This window comes from Chthonobacter albigriseus (assembly GCF_013839445.1).
GTDB lineage: Bacteria > Pseudomonadota > Alphaproteobacteria > Rhizobiales > Pleomorphomonadaceae > Chthonobacter > Chthonobacter albigriseus.
The window spans coordinates 91247-110318 of record NZ_JACDIT010000001.1 but is presented as its reverse complement, the minus strand read 5'-3'; the positions used below and the strand labels follow the sequence as shown (position 1 = coordinate 110318).

The following is a 19072-nucleotide window of genomic DNA, read 5'->3' as shown; positions in this document are numbered from 1 at the left end:
GGAACGTTTCGCGTCCGGACACCACATGGTGGGCAAGCAACGGAGCCGTCGGGGGACGGCTTCAATCCCGCCCGAAAGGACATGGATTAGACATGCGCGACCCATACGACGTGCTGGGCGTGCCGCGGAGCGCGAGCGAGGCGGAGGTCAAGAAGGCCTTCCGCAAGCTTGCCAAGCAGTACCATCCGGACGCCAACGCGAACGATCCCAAGGCCCAGGAGAAGTTCTCCGAAATCAATTCCGCCTATGAGATCATCGGGGACCAGGAAAAGCGTGCCCAGTTCGACCGCGGCGAGATCGGCGCTGACGGCAAGCCTCGGTTCCAGGGCTTCGAAGGCTTCGGCCAGGGCGCCGGCGCGCGCGGCCGCACCGCCGGCTTCGGCGGCGACCGGGCGTCCGAGGACATCCTGAACGAGATCTTCGGCGACGCCTTCGCTGGCTTCGCCCGGGCCGGCGGCGCCGGTGCCGGCGGTGCTGCGCGCGGCCGCCGACGCACCACCTTTGAAAGCGGCTTCGAGCCGGGCGCAGAAGCGCCGGGCCGCGCTGCAGGCGGGCCTCGCAAGGGCGCCGACGTCATGGTCACCGCCAAGGTCCGGCTGGAGGATCTGGTCGGGTCCGGCAAGGTCCGCGTCCTGCTGCCGAGCGGCAAGACGCTCGACGTCAAGGTCCCGCTCGGCTTCGAGCCCGGCCAGCAGATGCGCCTCAAAGGGCAGGGCAGTGGCGAGCCGCCCGGCGACGCGATTGTCATCCTCGTCTACGAGCCCCACCCGCAGTTCCGCCCGGACGGCGTGAACCTTCGCCTGGACCTCCCGGTGTCGCTGGACGAGGCCGTGCTAGGCGGCCGCGTGCGCGTGCCGACCCTGGAAGGCGCCGTCGAGATGAACCTGCCGGCCGGCACCACCGGTGCGAAGGCGCTTCGCCTGCGCGGCAAGGGTCTGCCCGACAAGGCCGGCAACCGCGGCGACCTCTACCTCACGCCCCGCATCGTGCTGCCCGACGGCGCGGATGCCGGCCTGGAGCAACTGATGAAGCGCTGGCGCGAGATGAAGCCCTACAATCCCCGCGGGGATGCCTGATGACGGACCGACGCGCGCCATGCTGAAGCCGCTGCCGCCACGGCCCGCGCGCGGCACCACGGTCGCGCGCGGATTGATCCTGTTCGCTCTTGTGGTGATGGTCCAGGCGGTGCTGGCCCGCCGCTTCGACCTGATCGACACCGTCACGCTCTACGCCACGCTGGCCGCGGTGGCCGTCATCGCGCTGATCGGCCTCGCCGTGACGACCTTCTCGCTGCTCGACGTCTGGCGCGACGCAGCCCCGGGCTTCGGCTCGGCTTTCGGATCGCTGATGCTGGGCGTGATGGTGCTCGCGCCTTTCGCCGGCGCCGGGGCTGCGATCGCGGTCTACCCGAACCTGTCCGAGGTCTCCACCGACCTCACCCAGCGGCCCGAGTTCCGCGTCCGGCCGGCGGCCATGGAGCCGCTGCTTGCGGGATCGGCGACTGGCGACGAGGCCGCCCGCCTCCAGCAGGCCGCCTATCCGGATATCGTGCCCCGGCGGCTGTCGCTCTCCACCGTGGAGGCGCATGCCCTTGCCCGGACCGCGGCCACTGAACTGGGCTGGCGTATCCTGGCGGAAGAGGAGCCCGTGGCTGAGGGCGACCCCGGCATGATCGAGACCGAAGCCCGCACGCTGGTGCTCGCGGTTCCCGAGGACGCCGTCATCCGCATCTGGCCCGATCCGAGTGGCTCGCGGGTCGACGTCCGGTCGGCAAGCCGCCTGCCGATCCACGACCTCGGCGAGAACGCCCGACGCATCCGCGGCTTCTACGCCAAACTCGACGAGATCCTGACCCGCCCCGCCGACTGAAGCTCACGAAGCCGGAGCGTATCGACCGCCGAGCAGAGGTTCGCCGTCGGTGGTGACAAGCCCTTTTTGAACCAGCCATTCCAGTTGCGCGAACACCGACAGTCCGGCTGCGCCCCACAGCTTGGGGTCGGTGTCCCGGTAGACGGCGGCCACGATCTCCGGGATCGACTGCGCGCCGTCCGCCAGCGCGCCGAGGACCGCAACCTCCCGCCCGTGCCGGTGCTCCTTGAGGCCGAGCACGAAGTGATGCGCGTTCTGAACCGGAGCGCCGTGTCCGGGCAGGTACGTCGTCTCCGCTTCGCCGAGCAGCCGGTCCAGCGAGGCCATGTAGTCGGCCATCGAGCCGTCAGGCGGCGCGACGATCGAGGTCGACCAGGCCATCACGTGATCGCCCGAGAACAGCAGGCCCGCGCCTTCCAGCGCGAAGCAGAGGTGGTTCGCGGCATGGCCTGGTGTCGCGAGTGCCCGGACCAGACCTGCCGGGGCCGCGATGATGTCGCCGTCCGCGATAGGCTCGTCTGGCGTGAACGTCAGGTCGGCCGAGGCATCGAGCTCGGTGGTCTCTCCGAGGTGCAGCGACCGGGCGAAGCGGTGCGGCCCGGCTCCCACCAGCCGCGCGCCCGTCCGATCGGCGAGCACGGTCGCGCCCGGCGAGTGGTCGCGGTGCGTATGGGTGACGAGAATGTGGCTGATCGCAGCGCCGCCCGCCGCATGAAGGATGGCCGCCAGATGGGCCTCGTCCTCCGGGCCGGGATCCACCACCACCAGCGAATTCGTGCCAATCAGATAGGTGTTCGTCCCGTGGAAGGTGTAGCCGCCGGGGTTGTTCGCGGTCAGCCGGCGGACACCCGGAATAATCTCCACCGCTTCGCCGTAGGCCGGGTCGAAGCTCCTGTCGAACGCAAGCGCCATCGCCTGTCTCCGGTCAGTCGCACATGGTGCGGATGTCTGCCCAATCCTCATCGAGGATCAAGGATCCCTCCGCCATGGGGCTTTCCGCCGCTAGGGTCTCGATCGCGCGGCGACGGTCGGCCGAGAGCGGATGGCTGGCAAGCAGCGACAACAGGCCGCCCGGCTCCGGCTCGTCGCTGGCGAGATCGACCAGAAACGGCCCGAGCGCCTTCGGATCGCCCCCGGCTCCCGCCAGGGCTTCCACGGCGAACGCATCCGCCTCGCTCTCCGCCTCACGGGAATAGGCGGCGCCCACCAGTAGCCGCACGGTGCCGGTGGCGATGCTCGACGCATCGCCCGTGACAAGCGTAAGCGCCAGGATGAGACCACCTTCCCGCAACAGCGCCGTCATGCCGTGCCGGTGATGGACATGCCCGATCTCGTGCGCCAGCACGCCGGCGAACGCGTCAGGGATCCGCACCCGCTTCAGAAGCGCGTCCGTGACGATGATCGTCCCGCCGGGCAACGCAACCGCGTTCGCCACCGTCCCCTTGTAGACCTGGATGTCCAGCGACATCGTCCGCGCCCGGCCGGCGATCGTGAGGCGGTCGGCCAGTCGGTTGATCGCGATCGCTCCGTCCACGCTGTCGCAGCGGAGGGCCGGCGACGAGCCCAGCACGTCCAGCACCATCTCCACGCTGGAGGCGTCGATGACCTCCACGATCTCGGCCGGAACCATCGGCGCCAGACTTTCGGCCAGCGAACGGATCGACCAAACCGCGCCGGCCGTCAGCGCGGCGAGAAAGGCGATCACCATCATCGCGGAGACGGCAAGCGACCGGCCCGGGCTCTCGTCCGCGGACGGGATCGCCTTCAGGACCGCCTCGAAGGCAGCCCGCGTCCGTGGATCCTGGATCTCGACGCGGTCGGTGCCGTCGCGGTGGCGGATGACCAGCGGCCCGGAAGTGGACTTCACCAGCGAACGGAACGGCCACTGGGCAAGGTCCTCACCGGTCAGCGTGCGGATCGCCAGCCCGCGCACGTCGATCGCGATCGTCACGCTGCGCGGCTGGGACACCGTGCCCTGCTTGTAGACGGCCCGCCCCTCGATCCACATGCCCGACCCGCGATTCGACTTCCGGTCGCCAGTGTGCGACCGCCGGGCCGGCATGTCACCGTTGCCGACGTTCCGCAAGAGCGACGACGCTGCCTCACTCCGTCGGCAGCCGGTAGTCCTTGAACTGCTCGCGCAGCGTGAGCTTCTTGATCTTGCCGGTCGCCGTATGCGGGATCTCGTCCACCAGCACCACGTCATCCGGCATCCACCAGCGGGCGATCTTGCCCTCGAAGAACTTGAGCAGCGACTCCCGCGTCGGCGACCGGCCTTCCTTGGCGACGATCACCAGCAGGGGCCTTTCGTCCCACTTCGGATGCCGAACGCCGATCACCGCCGCCTCGGCGACGTCGGGATGGCCGACCGCGATGTTCTCCAGGTCGATCGACGAGATCCACTCTCCGCCCGACTTGATGACGTCCTTGGACCGGTCGGTGATCTGCATGTATCCGAGTGGATCGATGGTCGCCACGTCCCCCGTATCAAACCAGCCGTCCTCGTCCACCACATCCCCGATCTTGAAGTAGCCGCGCGAAATCGCCGGCCCGCGCACCTTGAGGCGGCCGAAGGTGGTGCCGTCGTGCGGCCGCGGTCGGTTCTCGTCGTCCGTCACCTCGATCTCGACCATGAAGGGCGTGAAGCCCTGCTTCTCCTTCAGGTCGAGCCATTCGTCGCCGGTGATGTCCGCCACCTCCGGCTTCAGCGAGCACACCGTGCCGAGCGGGCTGGTCTCGGTCATGCCCCAGGCGTGCATCACCTCGATGCCGAACCGGTCGCGGAACGCCTGCGTCATCGACCTCGGCGCTGCGGAGCCGCCGATCACCACGCGCTTCAGGAAGTCCAGGCTGCCTCCTGTCTTGTCCAGGTGCTGCAGCAGCATCAGCCACACCGTCGGAACGGCGGCCGTGTGCGTCACCTTCTCGTCCTGCAGCAGCTCGTGGATCGACGCGCCGTCCATCTTCGGACCGGGAAACACGATCCGCGCGCCGGAGATGGGCGCCGCGTGGGCGATGCCCCAGCAGTTCGCGTGGAACATGGGGACCACCGGCAGCACCGTCGCGCTCGACGAGAGGTTCAGCGTGTCCGGCATCACCGCCAGCAACCCGTGCAGGACCTGGCTGCGGTGGGAATAGACCACGCCCTTCGGATCGCCCGTCGTCCCGGACGTGTAGCAGAGCCCCGCCGCCGTATTCTCGTCGAAGGTGGGCCAGGCGAAATCGCTGTCCACCTCGGCGATCCAGCTCTCATAGGGCAGGGCACCGACGCTGTTTTCGGGCAGATGCGCGGCGTCGGTCAGCACCACCACCTGTTCCACCAGCGGCAGGCTCGGCTTCAGTTTTTCCACCAGCGGCAGGAAGGTGAGATCCACGAATAGGATGCGCGATTCCGCGTGGTTCATGATCCAGGCGATCTGGTCCGGAAAGAGCCGCGGATTGACCGTGTGGCACACCGCGCCGAGCCCGGTGATGCCGTACCACACCTCCAGGTGCCGCCACGTGTTCCAGGCCAGCGTTGCCACCCGATCGCCCAGGCGGATCCCATGCTTCTCCAGCCGTTTTGCCACCTGACGGGCGCGCGTCCGGACCTCCGCGTAGGTGGTCCGGTGGATCGGACCCTCGACCGATCGGGAGACGATGTTCCGTCCGCCATGGACGGTGGCGGCATGGTCGATGATCTTGCTGCAAAGCAGCGGCCAGTCCTGCATCAGACCGAGCATGACGTCTCCCCCTGGCGTGTCCTCTTGGCGTCTGTTCGTCGCGCCTTTGACCGCCATGGTTCCGTTTACGTAAGCGTTTGGCAAGCGCTATTCGCAGCCGATCCTTTACGCCGGACAGCATCGGCCCGGCTGTTTGGTCACCGTGTGGCCGCTTGCCTGCGGTGCTATGGAAGCCTGGACACTCGCCGATTCGGAGGCCGTGATGCCGCTGACCAATGTGCAGACCCGCGATGTGGAGGCCCTTCTCCACCCCTACACGCCGCTCCACACCCTGCGGCAGAACGGGCCGCTGGTCCTGGAGAGCGGCAAGGGCATCTACGTCACCGACACCCAGGGCAACGAGTACATCGAGGGCATGGCCGGCCTCTGGTGCGCCGGCCTCGGCTTCGGCGACGAGGAGCTGATCGAGGCGGCGACCGAGCAGCTGAAGCGGCTGCCCTATTATCACCTCTTCGGCGGCAAGGGCTTCGAGCCTGCCATCGAGCTTGCCGAGAAGCTGAAGGCGATCGCGCCGGTGCCGATCGACAAGGTGCTGTTCTGCTCGTCCGGCTCGGAGGCCAACGACACCCAGGTCAAGCTCGCCTGGTACCTGAACAACGCCCTCGGCCGCCCCGAGAAGAAGAAGATCATCAGCCGCATCAAGGGCTATCACGGCGTCACCGTGATGTCCGGCTCGCTGACCGGCCTGCCCAACAACCACCGCGACTTCGACCTGCCCGTCGACCGCGTGCTGCACGCCGACTGCCCGCACCACTACCGCTACGGCGAGCCCGGCGAAAGCGAGGACGATTTCGTCCAGCGTCTCGCCGCCAACCTGCGCGACCTCATCGAGCGCGAAGGCCCCGAGACCATCGCCGCCATGATCGCCGAGCCGATCATGGGCGCAGGCGGTGTGATCGTCCCGCCGGAGGGCTACTTCGCCGCCATCCAGCCCATCCTCGACGAGCACGAGATCATGCTCATCGACGACGAGGTGATCTGCGGCTTCGGCCGCACCGGCAACTGGTTCGGCGCCACCACGATGGGCATGCGCCCCACCACCATGTCGGTCGCCAAGCAGCTGACGGCCTCCTATGTCCCGCTCTCCGCCGTCCTGATCCCCGGCTGGATCTACGAGGCCTTCGAGGCGCAGGCGGCCAAGATCGGCACCTTCGGCCACGGCTACACCTACGGCGGCCATCCGCTCGGCTGCGCGGTCGGCGTCAAGGCCATCGAGATCTACGAGCGCCGCAACATTGTCGGCCGTGTCCAGGACCTCGCCCCGCAGTTCGCCCGCCGGCTGTCCCGCTTGCGCGACCATCCCCTTGTGGGTGAGACGCGATTCAAGGGCCTCGTCGGCGGCATCGAACTGGTGGCCGACAAGGCGACCAAACGATCCTTCCCGGCGCAACTCGGCGTCGGCGGCCGGCTCGCCCGCTTTGGCGAGGCCAACCGCGTCATCATCCGCGCGATCGGCGACACGCTGGCGGTCTGCCCACCGATGATCATCACCGAGGATGAGATCGACGAACTGTTCGACCGGATCGAGCGGACCCTGGACGATGGCGAGGCCTGGGTGTCGCGCGAATCGCTGCGCACCGCCTGATTGCGTGGTTGCTTGGCCTGGGAAGTCTTGCGCCGCCCGGTTCGGCTCAAGACTGCCTTTACCTTTCGTTAAGAGACGGCTTCCACTTGTTGCATTGCCGCAACAACGGCCGTTTTCAGGTTTACCACGCAGAAAGTCTTAGCCGGCATGCCCTTGTTCCGCCCGATTCCGACGCGTATTTCTTAAGCACGCGAACAACGTGAACCAGATCGTTGGTCTCGTAATGTGTGCAACATTCAGAAAAGCGTGCCGGGCAGGCGTAGTTTTTTCGCCGGAGCTCTGGTCCAGGGGTTGAAGATGAAGACGGAGTACGGCGTCAGCGAAGGTGAGCCGCAGCAACAGCAGCAACAGGGCTCCAAGCAGGACCTGTGCGAGCAGTACCGCACCATCGGAATTCCGGCGCTTTCGGCCGCGACCATGTTCAAGCGTCGCGACAAGGAGAAGGCCCCCCAGCAGCAGGCCGCGATCTTCGATTACGAGGACTGAGCGGGTCTCCTGCACGGACATTTCGTCGCGCAATCGTTGCTGCGCTGCGATAGGGTCTGCCCCTGAAGCTTGCGGCTGCGTCGGGCGGTAAACCGCTGGACGGCACATGCGGCCGCAATTCCCTTGAGAGCGGGAAAGGGGGCGAGCTTTTGATCGAAGCTTTCGTGCCGGTCGGCAACGACCTGGAGCGTGTCCGCTGCGACTCGACCTCCGGCATCGACCCGAACGCCGTCTGGATCGACCTCCTTCGCCCCACCCGCGACGAGGAGGCGACTGTCGAGGCGCTGATCGGCGCAGAACTCCTCACGCGCGAGGAGATGGAGGAGATCGAGCCCTCCAGCCGCCTGTCCTTCGAGAACGGCGTCATCTATCTGACCGCCGCCTTGCTCTGCCGGTCGGAAAGCTCCGATCCCGGCACCACGGCGGTCAGTTTCATCCTCGCCGGCGACCGCCTCGTCACGCTTCGCTATGACGAACCGGGCACCATCGCCGTCGCGCTCGCCCGCCTTCTGAAGCCGAACGCCAAGCCGCAGACGGGAGTTGGCGTCCTCGTCACGCTTCTGGAAGCTGCGATCGATCGCCTGGCCGACGTCCTGGAACATTCAAGCGACCGCACAGAAGCCATAGGCCGCCACATCTTCGAGGCAGGCACCGAGCACGCCACCTCCGTCGACTACCGTGCCGCCCTGCGCAATATCGGCCGCGAGGGCATCCGGCTCGGCCACATCCAGGAAAGCCTGACCAGCCTGTCCAGGCTGCTCCTCTTCCTGAGCGAGAAGTCCGAGCTCGCGCGTATCGGCAGCGATGGCCGCGCCCGGCTGAAGACCATGCTGCGCGACGTCCAGGCGCTCGTCGACCACGGCCACGGCCTGGAGGACCGCACCACGTTCCTCCTGGATGCCACCCTCGGCCTTGTCGGCATCCAGCAGAACTCGATCATCAAGATCTTCTCGGTTCTGGCGGTGATCTTCATGCCGCCGACCCTGGTCGCCTCGATCTACGGCATGAACTTCGACGTCATGCCGGAACTGCACTGGACGCTCGGCTACCCCTTCGCCCTTCTTTTCATGGTCGCGTCCGCGGTCGTGACTTTCGTGGTCTTCCGCTGGCGCGGCTGGCTCTGACCTGATGTAGCGGCGCAACATAAGTTGGCGATCACGCGATGGATGCGGAGGCGATCGCGAAAGCCATTCCGTGCGATTCCTGAGCCATGTTAATTCTGAGTTCAGATGATTCGTTGGCTATCGGAAGGTCCGTGACATGTCGTCGAAAACGCTCGCGGTCGCTGCAATCGCGGTCTCCACTCTGCTCGCCCCTGTGACCTTCGCCACGGCGGCGCAGAACGGGATCGCGTCGGTCTCCGCAACGCTGGAGCCGGATGCGCCCGACGGTTCGACGCTGCTTCCCAGCTTCGGTCTGTTTGACGTCTTCACCAGCAGCACGAGCAACACCACCAACCCGCGGCTGACCGACGGTCTGGAATACTTCTCGGTCCAGGCGAACCAGCTGGCCGTGTTCTTGACCAGCTACTCGAACGCCGTGGACTTTCTTTGGGGCACACCGGACGACTACAATCTCGTCCAGTTCTGGGATACGGCGAAGGCCGTGGGCCAGCAGGTGGTCGCTTCCATCGACGGCTCGGAGATCGGCTCCGGCGCGACTTTCCGCGTCGGGCTGACCACACAGTCCAATTTCAACGTCGTCACCTTCACCTCGTCCTCCGATCGGGGCGCGTTCGAGTTCGACGACGTGAACATCACGGCCGTTCCGGGCCCCATCGCGGGCGCTGGCCTGCCCGTTCTTATGGCGTTCGCCGGCTACCTGGCCTGGCGCCGCCGCGCTGTCGCCGCCTGATCCCAAGCCATCGTCAAGATCCCATGCCCCGGCAACGCCGGGGCATTTTTGGTTGGGCCTGCCACTGACACGATCTGTCGCCACCGTGTGAGACAACGCCTCCCAATGAAGGAGGCATCAGATGCGCAGGATCCGAGGCTACATGGCGGTGAGCGTCGACGGCTTCATCGCCGAACCCGACGGCGAGGTCCGTTTCCTGGAGAAGTACCCTGCCGAAGGCCCCGTCTGGGACGAGTTCTGGTCGGCGATTGGTACGGTGGTCAGCGGCCGCGGAACCTGGGAGACCGTGCGGCGGCATGGACACGACCGCTTCTACGAAGGCCGGCGAGGCTACGTGGTGACCGGCACGGACCCGGGGATCCTGCCGCGCGGCTTTAGTCCTTGGCACCGGGATGTCGACGACCTCATCGAGGAACTCCGCTCGGCCGAACTGCCGCCCGGCGACGTCTGGGTCCTCGGCGGCGGCCTGCTTCAACAGGCGTTTCTCGATCGTGGCGCGATCGACCTGCTGGAGATCTTCGTGGTGCCGGAACTGGTCGGGGAGGGCATCCGCATGTTCCCCGGAGGCCGGTCCGGCCGACTCGACCTCGTCGGAGCCGGCGACATTGGAGGCGGCGTCGTCCGCCTCGCCTACAAGCGTCGATAAACCGGCCACAGTGCGCGACGGTCATTCGGAAAACTATGCGATTGATCGTCAATATGGCGGATCACCCCGGCCCGGTGTCGTGCTAGCGTTGTAGGTGACACGACGTTGTGTGGCGCACCGAAGTGGGGGGTGGCATGCACGCCATGAATGCGGTCGACGCCGGCTGGCAGGGATGGACCATCGCGGCGATGCTATGGGTCGGCACGGCGACCACGGCGCTGGCGGACGCGGCACCCGCGATAGGGACATGTCCCGTCTTCCCGGCAGACAACATCTGGAATGTCCGTATCGACCGGTTGCCGGTGGACCCGCGCTCGGCTGATTTCGTCGGCAGCATCGGGTCCGACGAGCCGCTTCACGCCGATTTCGGATCCGGCAGTGCGACCGGCCAACCCTTCGGCATCCCCTTTGTCGTGGTTCCCATGAACCAGCCGGGTGTTCCGATCCGTTTCGCGCCTTCCGACGGCGAGATTCCCATTCCCGAGGAAAGCGATTCCGGCCCTTATCCGATCCCCCCGGACGCGCCGACCGAGATGCCTGCGGAAGCTGGCAGCGACCGGCATGTGGTTGTCGTTCAGGAAGGGAGTTGTACGCTGTTCGAACTCTACAAGGCTGCGCCCCAGCCGGATGGAAGCTGGAACGCGGTCTCGGCTGCTCGCTTCGACCTGGAAAGCAACGAACTGCGGCCCGACGGCTGGACCAGTGCCGACGCGGCCGGCCTGCCGATCTTCCCGGGTCTCGTCCGCCACGATGAGGCTGTCGGCCTCGGCGATATCCGGCATGCGCTTCGCTTCACCGCACCGCGCACCCGAGCAGCCCACGTCTGGCCGGCCCGGCACAAGGCGTCGGACGACGATAGCCCGCTTCTGCCGCCGATGGGTCAGCGCTTCCGCCTGAAGGCGGATGTCAGCCTCGACGGCTTCTCGCCCGAGGTGCAGGTCATTCTCCAGGCACTGAAGACCTATGGCATGATCCTGGCAGACAACGGCATGCCATGGTTCCTGTCGGGCGCCCCGGACCCGCGCTGGCAGGACGAGCGGATCGCCGAGGAGTTCAGCCGGATCAAGGGATCCGATTTCGAAGCCGTGGATACGTCCTCGCTGATGGATAACCCCGACAGCGGCAGGGCCCGCTCGCCATGACAGGGCCCTGACGACATCCGCCGCGCCGCCTTCTAGGCTGCCGGTCCGAGCGAGGCGGGCGCCGGGACATCGGCGGGCAGAAAGAAGTCCTCCTGCAGCCGGCTGGTCGGATCCACGCGATATCGGTCGAAGTCGGTGACGCCGTTCTCCGCCAGGAAGGTGTCGTCGATCAGGAACTGGCCGGTGAACGCCCGCGCCTCCCTAGTGAAGATCAGGTGCGCCGCATCGGCGATGATCTCCGGCGTCCGGCTCATCCGCATCAGCGGTTCACCCACCACGTATTTGATCGCGCTGGTCGCGATCGTCGTGCGCGGCCAGAGCGCGTTCACCGCGATCCCTTTCGGCCGGAGTTCACCGGCGAGCCCGAGCGCCACGAGGCTCATCCCGTACTTCGCCAGGCTGTAGGCGACGTGCGGCGCGAACCAACGCTCTCGGATGTCGAGCGGCGGCGACAGCATCAGGATATGGGGGTTCTCGGCCTTCTCCAGGTAGGGCAGGGCCGTCTTGGAGACCAGGTAGGTCCCCCGGGCATTGACCTGGTGCATCAGGTCGAAGCGCTTCATGTCCGTGTCGGGCGTCTTGGTCAGTTGGATGGCGCTGGCGTTGTTGACGACGATGTCGACGCCTCCGAACCGTTCCACCGCAGCCTTGAACGCTCCGACGACCTGATCCTCCTCCCGGATGTCGACCATCAGCGGCAGTGCCTTGCCGCCGGCTCTCTCGATCTCCTCGGCGGCGCTGTGGATCGTGCCCGGCAACTTGGGATGCGGCTCGGATGTCTTCGCCGCGATGACCACGTTGGCTCCGTCGCGGGCTGCGCGAAGGCCGATCGCCAGCCCGATCCCGCGCGACGCGCCGGTGATGAAGAGCGTTTTTCCCTGAAGTGTGGTCATGGCCCGGACGTCTCCTCGCATCCTATCCGCGGAACTCAGCTGCGCTTGGCGAAAAAGGCTTCGAACGCGGCGCGTGCCTCGGACGACTTGAGCCGCTCGCCGAACAGCCGCGCCTCCTCGTCGATTCGGGCCAGCACGTCGGCCGGCCCGCCGCGCAGCAGCCTCCTGGCGAGGACGACGGCTTCCCGCGGCTTGGCGGCGAGCGCCTTGGCGGCGGCCAGTGCCTCCACCTCCACGGCGGCGGGCGAGGCGACCTTGTTGACGAAGCCTGCGGCCTTGGCCCGCATCGCATCGAACGGTTCGCCGGCCACCAGCAGCGCGAAGGCTTCGTGGTGGCCCATCAGCTTCGGGCCGAGCAGGCTGGAGCCGCCTTCCGGGACGAGGCCGAGGTCGGTGAAGGGCGTGCGGAAGACCGACTGGTCGGACGCGAACACCAGGTCGCAATGGAAGAGCATCGTGGTCCCGATGCCGATCGCCAAACCGTCCACGGCCGCCACCAGCGGCTTCTCGGCATTCGCCAGCGCCCGCAGGAAGGACAGCACCGGCCCACCGAAATCCTGCCCAGTCATGGCGACGGCGAGAAAGTCCTTCATGTCGTTGCCGGCCGTGAAGGCACCCGGCGCTCCAGCCAGGAGAATGGCGCCAACGGAGCCGTCCCTGGCGCCCTTCTCCAGGCTGGAGGTGAGAGCGTCATACATGTCCGCGGTGAGGGCGTTCTTCTTCTCCGGCCTGTCGATCCGGATCACGAGAACTCCGCCATCCTGTTCGGTCTTGATCAACGCGGACATGAAACGGCTCCGGTCAGGCGGTAAGAAGGTCGGGGCTGACGTCGTCCAGCACGGACGCTCCGGCGGTCACGGCGGCGCGCAGCCCACTCGTCTGCGGCAGGATGTCGGTCACAAAGAAGCGCGCGACGACGAGCCTGCGCCGGGCTGCCGGAGTGCCGTTTCCGGCCGCAGCGTCCGCCACGGCGGCTTTCAGGTGATACGCGCCTCCGGCCGACAGGGCGAACAGGCGCAGGAAGGCGGTTGCCCCAGCCAGCGCATCCGACTGCCGCCCGTCGTTCAGCGCGCGCCCGAGCCAGGTTGCCGCGAACGACAGGTCGTCGAGCGCCGGGCCCACCCGATCCGCGATCCCCGACACCGTCGGGTCACCGGATGTCCGGCCCGCTTCGACCACCGTCCGCAGTTCCCCCAGGAAACCCCGGAACACCCCGCCGTCCTCCATCGTCAGCTTGCGGGTGACGAGGTCGATGGCCTGGATGCCGTTGGTGCCCTCGTAGATCGGCAGAATGCGCGCGTCACGCAGGTGCTGGGCGGCTCCGGTCTCCTCGATGAAGCCCATCCCGCCGTGCACCTGGATCCCCAGCGACGCCACGTCGACCCCGGTATCCGTCGCGAACGCTTTGGCCACCGGTGTCAGCAGCGCGGCCCGGTTGGCGTGATGCGCGCGGTCGAGGTCCTGCCCGCGGTGTGCGTGGTCGATCGCATGGGCCAGCACCAGGCAGATCGCCCGCGCCGCATCGGTGAGCCCACGCATGGTGAGCAGCATGCGCTTGACGTCCGGGTGGTGGACGATCGGGCTCATTCCTTCGCCGGTCCAGCCCGGCGCGCGCCCCTGCCGCCGGTCGCCGGCATAGGCGAGCGCGCGCTGGTAGGCCCGCTCCGCGACCCCGACGCCCTGGATGGCGACCGACAGCCGGGCGTTGTTCATCATCGTGAACATCGCCGCCAGCCCCCGGTTGGGCTCGCCCACCAGCCAACCGGTCGCCCCGTCATTGTCGCCGAAGGCCATGGTGCAGGTGGGCGATGCGTGGATCCCGAGCTTGTGTTCCACCCCGGCGGCTCTGAGATCGTTGCGCGCGCCGAGCGTGCCGTCGTCGTTCACCAGGAACTTCGGCACCACGAACAGCGAGATGCCGCGGGTCCCGGCTGGCGCGTCGGGCAGTCGCGCCAGCACCAGGTGGACGATGTTGTCCGTCAGGTCGTGTTCGCCGTAGGTGATGAAGATCTTGGACCCGAAGATCCGGTAGCTGCCGTCGGCCTGCGGCTCCGCGCGGGTCCGCAGTCCGGAGAGATCGGATCCCGCCTGCGGCTCCGTGAGGTTCATGGTGCCCATCCACGATCCCTCGATCAGGCGGCCGAGGTAGGTCGCCTTCTGCGCCGCGCTTCCGTGCGCGGAGAGCGCCTCCACCGCGCCCGTGGTCAGCATGGGGCCGGTCGCAAATGCCACGTTGGCGCCGTTCCACATCTCCAGCACGGCGGCGTAAACCATCGTCGGCAGGCCCTGGCCACCGAACTCCGGATCACCCGTGAGCCCGTTCCAGCCGCCCTCGATCCAGCGATGGTAGACGTCCCGCCACCCCGGCGGCATGTGCACGGCGCCGTTCTCCAGCACCGCGCCGTGCCGGTCCCCGACCGCATTGAGCGGCGCGATCTCCTCCGTCGCGAACCGCCCGGCCTCGCTCAGCACAGCCTCGACCAGGTCGTCCGTCAGGTCGGGAAAGACGCCGGCCCGCACCGAGTCCGTCAGTCCGGCGACCGCGTTGAGCCAGAAGCCGATGTCGGACACCGGTGCGACGTAACTCATGCCAACCTCTCCCTGTCCCCGCCGGCAGTCCGCCTTGTCTTGTCCGACGCATAAAGCCAGCTTACGTAAACGTCAACTCGCCAATTCGTCCGGTTGACCCGCGTGCGCGGGCCCCTCGACGCGGCTCTGTGCTGTTCCGGCTTGACGCTGGCCGGCCCATCCCGCACCAGAGATCCTCCCGCAGACGGATCGACCTCTTGCCGCCCGATCGCCCGACCATCACCAGCCGACTTACTGCCGACCCGGCTTCGATCGATGCGGCCGGCGCTCTGCTCCGCCAGGGCGGCCTCGTCGCCTTTCCCACCGAGACCGTCTACGGCCTCGGCGCTGACGCCACCAACGGTCGGGCGGTCGCCGGGATCTACGCGGCCAAGGGGCGCCCCAGCTTCAATCCATTGATCACTCACGTCCCGGACCTTGCGGCCGCCGACCGCTTCGCCCGCTTCGACCAGGTCTCCCGCCGCCTCGCCGAGGCCTTCTGGCCAGGCCCGCTCACGCTAGTTCTGCCGAGGGTTCCCGGGGCGCCGATCAGCGACCTCGCCACCGCCGGCCTCGACACCGTCGCGCTGCGCGTTCCCCGCCATCCTGTCGCACTTGCGCTGCTCCGTGCCGCCGGGGTGCCGGTCGTCGCCCCCAGCGCTAATCGCTCCGGCCATGTCAGCCCCACCACCGCCGACCACGTTCTCGCCGATCTGGCCGGCCGGATCGATGCGGTGGTGGATGGCGGCCCGACCGAGATCGGCGTGGAATCCACCATCGTCCTCGTCGCTGGAGACCGGATCCGCCTGCTGCGGCCCGGCGGCGTGGACCGGGCGGCTCTCGCCCGCGTCTCGGGCCTGCCGGTCGATGACGCCGCCGACCCGCAGGTCGCCCCGATCGCCCCGGGCATGCTCGCCTCGCACTATGCTCCGACAGCCGGTGTCCGCCTGAACGCCACGAGCGTCGCCCCCGGAGAGGCGCTCCTCGGCTTCGGTCCGGCGATCCTGCCCGGCAGCGACGGCGCCGTTGCCGTCCAGAACCTCAGCCCGACCGGCGATCTTGCCGAAGCCGCCGCCAATCTGTTCGGCATGCTCCGCAGCCTCGACGCTTCCGGCGCTTCCGCCATCGCCGTCGCCCCCGTACCTGAAACCGGGCTCGGCGAGGCGATCGTCGACCGCCTCCGTCGCGCCGCCGCCCCGCGCTGAGCCGCGTTTCGATGTCCGGAGTTACACCGATCGCCGGATGTCCAGTTGACTCGACGGTGCCCGGAGCCTGAAGTCGTCCGTCGAGGGAGGATCGGTCGTTGCGTACGCTCTATTTCTGTCACGAGGCTTTCCAGAAGCATCTCACCCCGTTGGGACATCCGGAACGGCCCGATCGCATTCGCGTAGTCCAGCAGGCGCTGGAAGGGGAAGGGTTCCAGGATCTCATCCGCGAGGAATCGCCCATGGCGACCCTCGACCAGATCGCGCGGGCGCATCCTCGCTCCTTCGTGGAACTCATCCAGCGGTCCGTTCCGTCCGAGGGCCTTGTCCGCCTCGACAGCGACACCGCCGTGTCCCCCGGCAGCCTGGAGGCGGCGCTCCGCGGGTCCGGCGCCGCCTGCGCGGCCGTCGACGAGGTGATGACCGGCAAGGTCGACAACGCCTTCTCTGCGCATCGCCCCCCTGGCCATCATGCCGAGCACATGACCGCGATGGGCTTCTGCCTGTTCAATCACGCCGCTGTGGCCGCGCGCCACGCCCAGGCGGAGCATGGCGCCGAACGGGTGGCGATCGTCGACTTCGACGTTCACCACGGCAACGGCACCCAGGACATCTTCTGGTCCGATCCGAGCGTCTTCTACGCCTCCACGCATCAGATGCCGCTCTACCCCTATACGGGCGCGCCGGACGAGACCGGCGTCGGCAACATCTGCAATGCGCCGCTGTTCGCGGGCGCCGACGGCGTGGCGTTCCGCGAGGCCATGTCCGACAAGGTGCTGCCCGCGCTGGAAGCCTTCCGTCCGGACCTGGTGATCATCTCCGCCGGCTTCGATGCGCACCACCGCGATCCTCTAGCCGAGGTCGATCTGACAGAGGCGGACTTCGCCTGGATCACGCGCAAGCTGATGGAAGTGGCCGATCGCACCTGCAAGGGCCGCGTCGTCTCGCTCCTGGAGGGCGGATACGACCTGATCGGCCTGTCCCGCAGCGTCGCCGTCCATGTCGGTGCGCTGATGGGGCACTGAGAAGGCGGGCGCTCACTCCGGGAGGATCACTTCCACGGCCGCCGCCTCCAGGGCAGCCAGCAGGTCGGGCTGCGGCGCCCTGTCGGTGACAACGCAGTCCACGCCGTCCAGGCCGCACACCCGCGCCAGAGCATGCCGGCCGAACTTGGTGTGGTCCGTCACCACCATCCGCCGCTCGCCGCTCGCCAGCACGGCGCGGGCGAACTCGGCTTCCTCCAGCGCATAATCGGTGATGCCGCTGCCGGCGTGCATGCCCCCGACAGTGATAATGGCGTGATGGACGCGGAACTGCCTGACGAAATCGATGGCGGCGACGCCGAACGTCGCGCCGTTGTCGGGATGCACCCGACCGCCGGCCAGATGGACGATGTTGCCGGGGATGGCACCCATCGTGCGGGCGATGTCCGGGGAATTGGTCACCACGGTCAGCTCCCGCTTCTCGACAAGGGCACGCGCGACGAAGCTCGTCGTCGTACCGGTGTCGAGGATCAGCGTATCGCCGTCGACGACGAGTTCGGCCACCCGTTTGGCGATCTGCCGCTTCTCCTGCGCCATCTCGCGCATGCGCCGGTCGAAGGGGGCCTCGCCCACCTTGTCCGGCAGCGCCACCGCGCCGTGCATCTTGACCAGCGCGCCCCTGTCGGCCAGCGGCTGTACGTCCCGGCGGATCGTTTCGAGGGATACGCCAAGCCGCTCAGCCAGCTTCGCGACGGTCGAAGTGCCCTCCTCGCGAACGATACGCAGGATCTCCTCATGCCGCTTGGTGTGACGCATACCACCCGCCTCGTGTCGCAGGAAACGCTGGAGAGTCCGGCGCGGACGACGCGCCACACCAGTGTGGTAAGGCGAGGACGGCGCCCGGGGCAAGAGCGGGTTGCCACTGCCTTTTCGAAGGGTTTGCATTAAGTTGCAGCAATCCCGGAAAGACTGCACTGTTCGCCGGTCCGGTTGACACCCGGCCGCCCGGAGCTTGTGATCGGATCCCCGGGTGGGCGGGACCGGGAGAGGGATCGAGGACCTTCGCGATGGCAGACGTGCTGGAAAGGATACGCGCGCTTCCGATCTGGTCCGGGCCCCTTGAGATCACCCCTCTCGGCGGTGGGCTGTCCAACACGAACTTCGTCGTCGAAGATTCGGGGCGCCGTGTGGTTGTCCGCCTGGGTGTCGACCTGCCTTTCCATCACGTCTTCCGCGAGAGGGAGTTGGCGACCGCCCGCGCCGCTCACCTGGCGGGCCTCTCGCCGCGGATCATCCACGCCGAGCCGGGCGTCACGGTGACGGCGTATCTGGGTGCGCGCCCTTTCACGGCCGAGGACGTGCGGGCCGAATGGCGGCGCGTGCTGCCGCTGATCAGGACGGCCCATAGCGACATGGCCGAGCATCTGGTCGGACCGCCGCCTTTCTTCTGGGTGTTCCACGTCATCCGGGACTATGCCGCCACCCTGCGGTCAGGCGGCCATCGGCTGGCCCCGCACCTTGGCCGCTGGCTTGCTGAGGCGCGGACATACGAGGCGTCCCAGGTGCCGATGCCCATCGTCTTCGGACACCATGATCTGCTGCCCGCCAACATCCTGGATGACGGAAGCCGCCTCTGGCTCGTCGATTGGGAGTACGGCGGCTTCGGCACGCCCCTCTTCGATCTCGCCAACCTGGCCGGAAACGCCGGATTGCCCTTCGACGCGGAGCAGGAACTGCTGGCCGGCTACTTCGGCCGACCCACCGATGCGACGCTGCTGCGGGCCTATCGCGCCATGAAGGCGGCCTCGCTGCTCCGCGAAACCTTGTGGGGCCTCGTGTCCGATCTCCATATGTCGGTTGCCGGCGTGGACTACGACGCCTATGCAGCGGAGAACCTGGACCGATACGAGACGGCACGCGTCGCATTTGAGGAAGCGCTTTAATCGCCCGGACATGAACCTCGGCTATCCCTTGCAACGCTCCCGATCGGGTTCCGACAGGCGGGGGACGCCACAACTGTTGCCTACGGGCAACGCCTTTGACTGAAGCTTTCCGATACGGTCGATGCGACGACTGGCCTTCCAGCTTCGCCACGATTTCATCCCGAATCGTGCGAACA

General features: G+C 67.5%; 18 protein-coding genes. 11 read left to right on the top strand and 7 right to left on the bottom strand.

The features are described from left to right. Positions 1-92 precede the first annotated feature (92 nt). The gene (locus HZ321_RS00490) at positions 93-1076 is read left to right on the top strand and encodes a DnaJ C-terminal domain-containing protein (protein ID WP_181699147.1); all 984 of its coding nucleotides are present in this window, start codon (positions 93-95) and stop codon (positions 1074-1076) included. Further along, complete coding sequence (locus HZ321_RS00485) at positions 1069-1869, top strand: DUF1499 domain-containing protein (RefSeq protein WP_181699145.1); 801 nt, start codon at positions 1069-1071, stop codon at positions 1867-1869. Before HZ321_RS00490 ends, HZ321_RS00485 begins: the two co-directional genes overlap by 8 nt. A 3-nt stretch (positions 1870-1872) precedes the next feature. On the opposite strand, the gene HZ321_RS00480 is transcribed toward HZ321_RS00485, so the two are convergent. From HZ321_RS00480 to HZ321_RS00470, 3 genes are all read right to left on the bottom strand, one after another. Then, the gene (locus HZ321_RS00480) at positions 1873-2781 is read right to left on the bottom strand and encodes an MBL fold metallo-hydrolase (protein ID WP_181699144.1); all 909 of its coding nucleotides are present in this window, start codon (positions 2779-2781) and stop codon (positions 1873-1875) included. A 13-nt stretch (positions 2782-2794) separates the two neighbouring features. After that, positions 2795-3877 (bottom strand): M48 family metallopeptidase, encoded by a 1083-nt coding sequence (locus HZ321_RS00475; protein ID WP_181699142.1) that lies wholly within the window; start codon positions 3875-3877, stop codon positions 2795-2797. Positions 3878-3971: 94 nt separating this feature from the next. Then, positions 3972-5591, bottom strand: a complete 1620-nt coding sequence (locus HZ321_RS00470) for a long-chain-fatty-acid--CoA ligase (RefSeq protein WP_181699140.1) — start codon at positions 5589-5591, stop codon at positions 3972-3974. Between the two features lie 202 nt (positions 5592-5793). Between HZ321_RS00470 and HZ321_RS00465 the strand changes: the two genes are divergently transcribed. The 6 genes from HZ321_RS00465 to HZ321_RS00440 all read left to right on the top strand — a co-directional run bounded on the left by HZ321_RS00465 (position 5794) and on the right by HZ321_RS00440 (position 11304). Continuing rightward, on the top strand, positions 5794-7176 hold the full coding sequence (locus tag HZ321_RS00465) for an aminotransferase (RefSeq protein ID WP_181699138.1): 1383 nt from the start codon (positions 5794-5796) through the stop codon (positions 7174-7176). 297 nt (positions 7177-7473) lie between these two features. Further along, positions 7474-7662, top strand: coding sequence for a hypothetical protein (locus tag HZ321_RS00460; protein WP_181699135.1), 189 nt, complete (start codon positions 7474-7476; stop codon positions 7660-7662). Positions 7663-7811: 149 nt separating this feature from the next. Continuing rightward, positions 7812-8786, top strand: coding sequence for a magnesium transporter CorA family protein (locus tag HZ321_RS00455; protein ID WP_181699133.1), 975 nt, complete (start codon positions 7812-7814; stop codon positions 8784-8786). A gap of 136 nt (positions 8787-8922) precedes the next feature. After that, positions 8923-9516 (top strand): hypothetical protein, encoded by a 594-nt coding sequence (locus tag HZ321_RS00450; RefSeq protein WP_181699131.1) that lies wholly within the window; start codon positions 8923-8925, stop codon positions 9514-9516. A 121-nt stretch (positions 9517-9637) separates the two neighbouring features. Beyond that, on the top strand, positions 9638-10162 hold the full coding sequence (locus HZ321_RS00445; protein ID WP_181699128.1) for a dihydrofolate reductase family protein: 525 nt from the start codon (positions 9638-9640) through the stop codon (positions 10160-10162). Positions 10163-10296: 134 nt separating this feature from the next. Next, complete coding sequence (locus HZ321_RS00440; RefSeq protein WP_206682707.1) at positions 10297-11304, top strand: hypothetical protein; 1008 nt, start codon at positions 10297-10299, stop codon at positions 11302-11304. A gap of 32 nt (positions 11305-11336) precedes the next feature. On the opposite strand, the gene HZ321_RS00435 is transcribed toward HZ321_RS00440, so the two are convergent. From HZ321_RS00435 to HZ321_RS00425, 3 genes are read right to left on the bottom strand one after another with little or no spacing between them, the layout of a single operon-like run. Then, the gene (locus HZ321_RS00435) at positions 11337-12197 is read right to left on the bottom strand and encodes an SDR family oxidoreductase (protein ID WP_181699126.1); all 861 of its coding nucleotides are present in this window, start codon (positions 12195-12197) and stop codon (positions 11337-11339) included. A gap of 35 nt (positions 12198-12232) precedes the next feature. Continuing rightward, positions 12233-12985: a crotonase/enoyl-CoA hydratase family protein gene (locus tag HZ321_RS00430; RefSeq protein ID WP_181699123.1), complete on the bottom strand. Its 753-nt coding sequence runs from the start codon at positions 12983-12985 to the stop codon at positions 12233-12235. 13 nt (positions 12986-12998) lie between these two features. Next, complete coding sequence (locus tag HZ321_RS00425; protein WP_181699120.1) at positions 12999-14786, bottom strand: acyl-CoA dehydrogenase family protein; 1788 nt, start codon at positions 14784-14786, stop codon at positions 12999-13001. A gap of 197 nt (positions 14787-14983) precedes the next feature. Between HZ321_RS00425 and HZ321_RS00420 the strand changes: the two genes are divergently transcribed. Together HZ321_RS00420 and HZ321_RS00415 are read left to right on the top strand one after the other, a co-directional pair. After that, positions 14984-15970, top strand: coding sequence for an L-threonylcarbamoyladenylate synthase (locus HZ321_RS00420; protein ID WP_181699117.1), 987 nt, complete (start codon positions 14984-14986; stop codon positions 15968-15970). Between the two features lie 98 nt (positions 15971-16068). Further along, positions 16069-16995 (top strand): histone deacetylase family protein, encoded by a 927-nt coding sequence (locus HZ321_RS00415; RefSeq protein ID WP_181699114.1) that lies wholly within the window; start codon positions 16069-16071, stop codon positions 16993-16995. 12 nt (positions 16996-17007) lie between these two features. On the opposite strand, the gene HZ321_RS00410 is transcribed toward HZ321_RS00415, so the two are convergent. Further along, complete coding sequence (locus HZ321_RS00410) at positions 17008-17769, bottom strand: DeoR/GlpR family DNA-binding transcription regulator (protein ID WP_181699112.1); 762 nt, start codon at positions 17767-17769, stop codon at positions 17008-17010. 251 nt (positions 17770-18020) lie between these two features. On the opposite strand from HZ321_RS00410, the gene HZ321_RS00405 reads away from it, so the two are divergent. After that, positions 18021-18896, top strand: coding sequence for a choline kinase family protein (locus HZ321_RS00405; RefSeq protein WP_181699110.1), 876 nt, complete (start codon positions 18021-18023; stop codon positions 18894-18896). Positions 18897-19072 lie beyond the last annotated feature (176 nt).

Coding starts and splice junctions, on each gene's coding strand:
- HZ321_RS00410 (WP_181699112.1), bottom strand. CDS start 17,769: ATGCGTCACACCAAGCGGCATGAGGAGATCCTGCGTATCGTTCGCGAG.
- HZ321_RS00450 (WP_181699131.1), top strand. CDS start 8,923: ATGTCGTCGAAAACGCTCGCGGTCGCTGCAATCGCGGTCTCCACTCTG.
- HZ321_RS00435 (WP_181699126.1), bottom strand. CDS start 12,197: ATGACCACACTTCAGGGAAAAACGCTCTTCATCACCGGCGCGTCGCGC.
- HZ321_RS00425 (WP_181699120.1), bottom strand. CDS start 14,786: ATGAGTTACGTCGCACCGGTGTCCGACATCGGCTTCTGGCTCAACGCG.
- HZ321_RS00440 (WP_206682707.1), top strand. CDS start 10,297: ATGCACGCCATGAATGCGGTCGACGCCGGCTGGCAGGGATGGACCATC.
- HZ321_RS00485 (WP_181699145.1), top strand. CDS start 1,069: ATGCCTGATGACGGACCGACGCGCGCCATGCTGAAGCCGCTGCCGCCA.
- HZ321_RS00480 (WP_181699144.1), bottom strand. CDS start 2,781: ATGGCGCTTGCGTTCGACAGGAGCTTCGACCCGGCCTACGGCGAAGCG.
- HZ321_RS00460 (WP_181699135.1), top strand. CDS start 7,474: ATGAAGACGGAGTACGGCGTCAGCGAAGGTGAGCCGCAGCAACAGCAG.
- HZ321_RS00475 (WP_181699142.1), bottom strand. CDS start 3,877: ATGTGGATCGAGGGGCGGGCCGTCTACAAGCAGGGCACGGTGTCCCAG.
- HZ321_RS00430 (WP_181699123.1), bottom strand. CDS start 12,985: ATGTCCGCGTTGATCAAGACCGAACAGGATGGCGGAGTTCTCGTGATC.
- HZ321_RS00465 (WP_181699138.1), top strand. CDS start 5,794: ATGCCGCTGACCAATGTGCAGACCCGCGATGTGGAGGCCCTTCTCCAC.
- HZ321_RS00405 (WP_181699110.1), top strand. CDS start 18,021: ATGGCAGACGTGCTGGAAAGGATACGCGCGCTTCCGATCTGGTCCGGG.
- HZ321_RS00445 (WP_181699128.1), top strand. CDS start 9,638: ATGCGCAGGATCCGAGGCTACATGGCGGTGAGCGTCGACGGCTTCATC.
- HZ321_RS00470 (WP_181699140.1), bottom strand. CDS start 5,591: ATGCTCGGTCTGATGCAGGACTGGCCGCTGCTTTGCAGCAAGATCATC.
- HZ321_RS00490 (WP_181699147.1), top strand. CDS start 93: ATGCGCGACCCATACGACGTGCTGGGCGTGCCGCGGAGCGCGAGCGAG.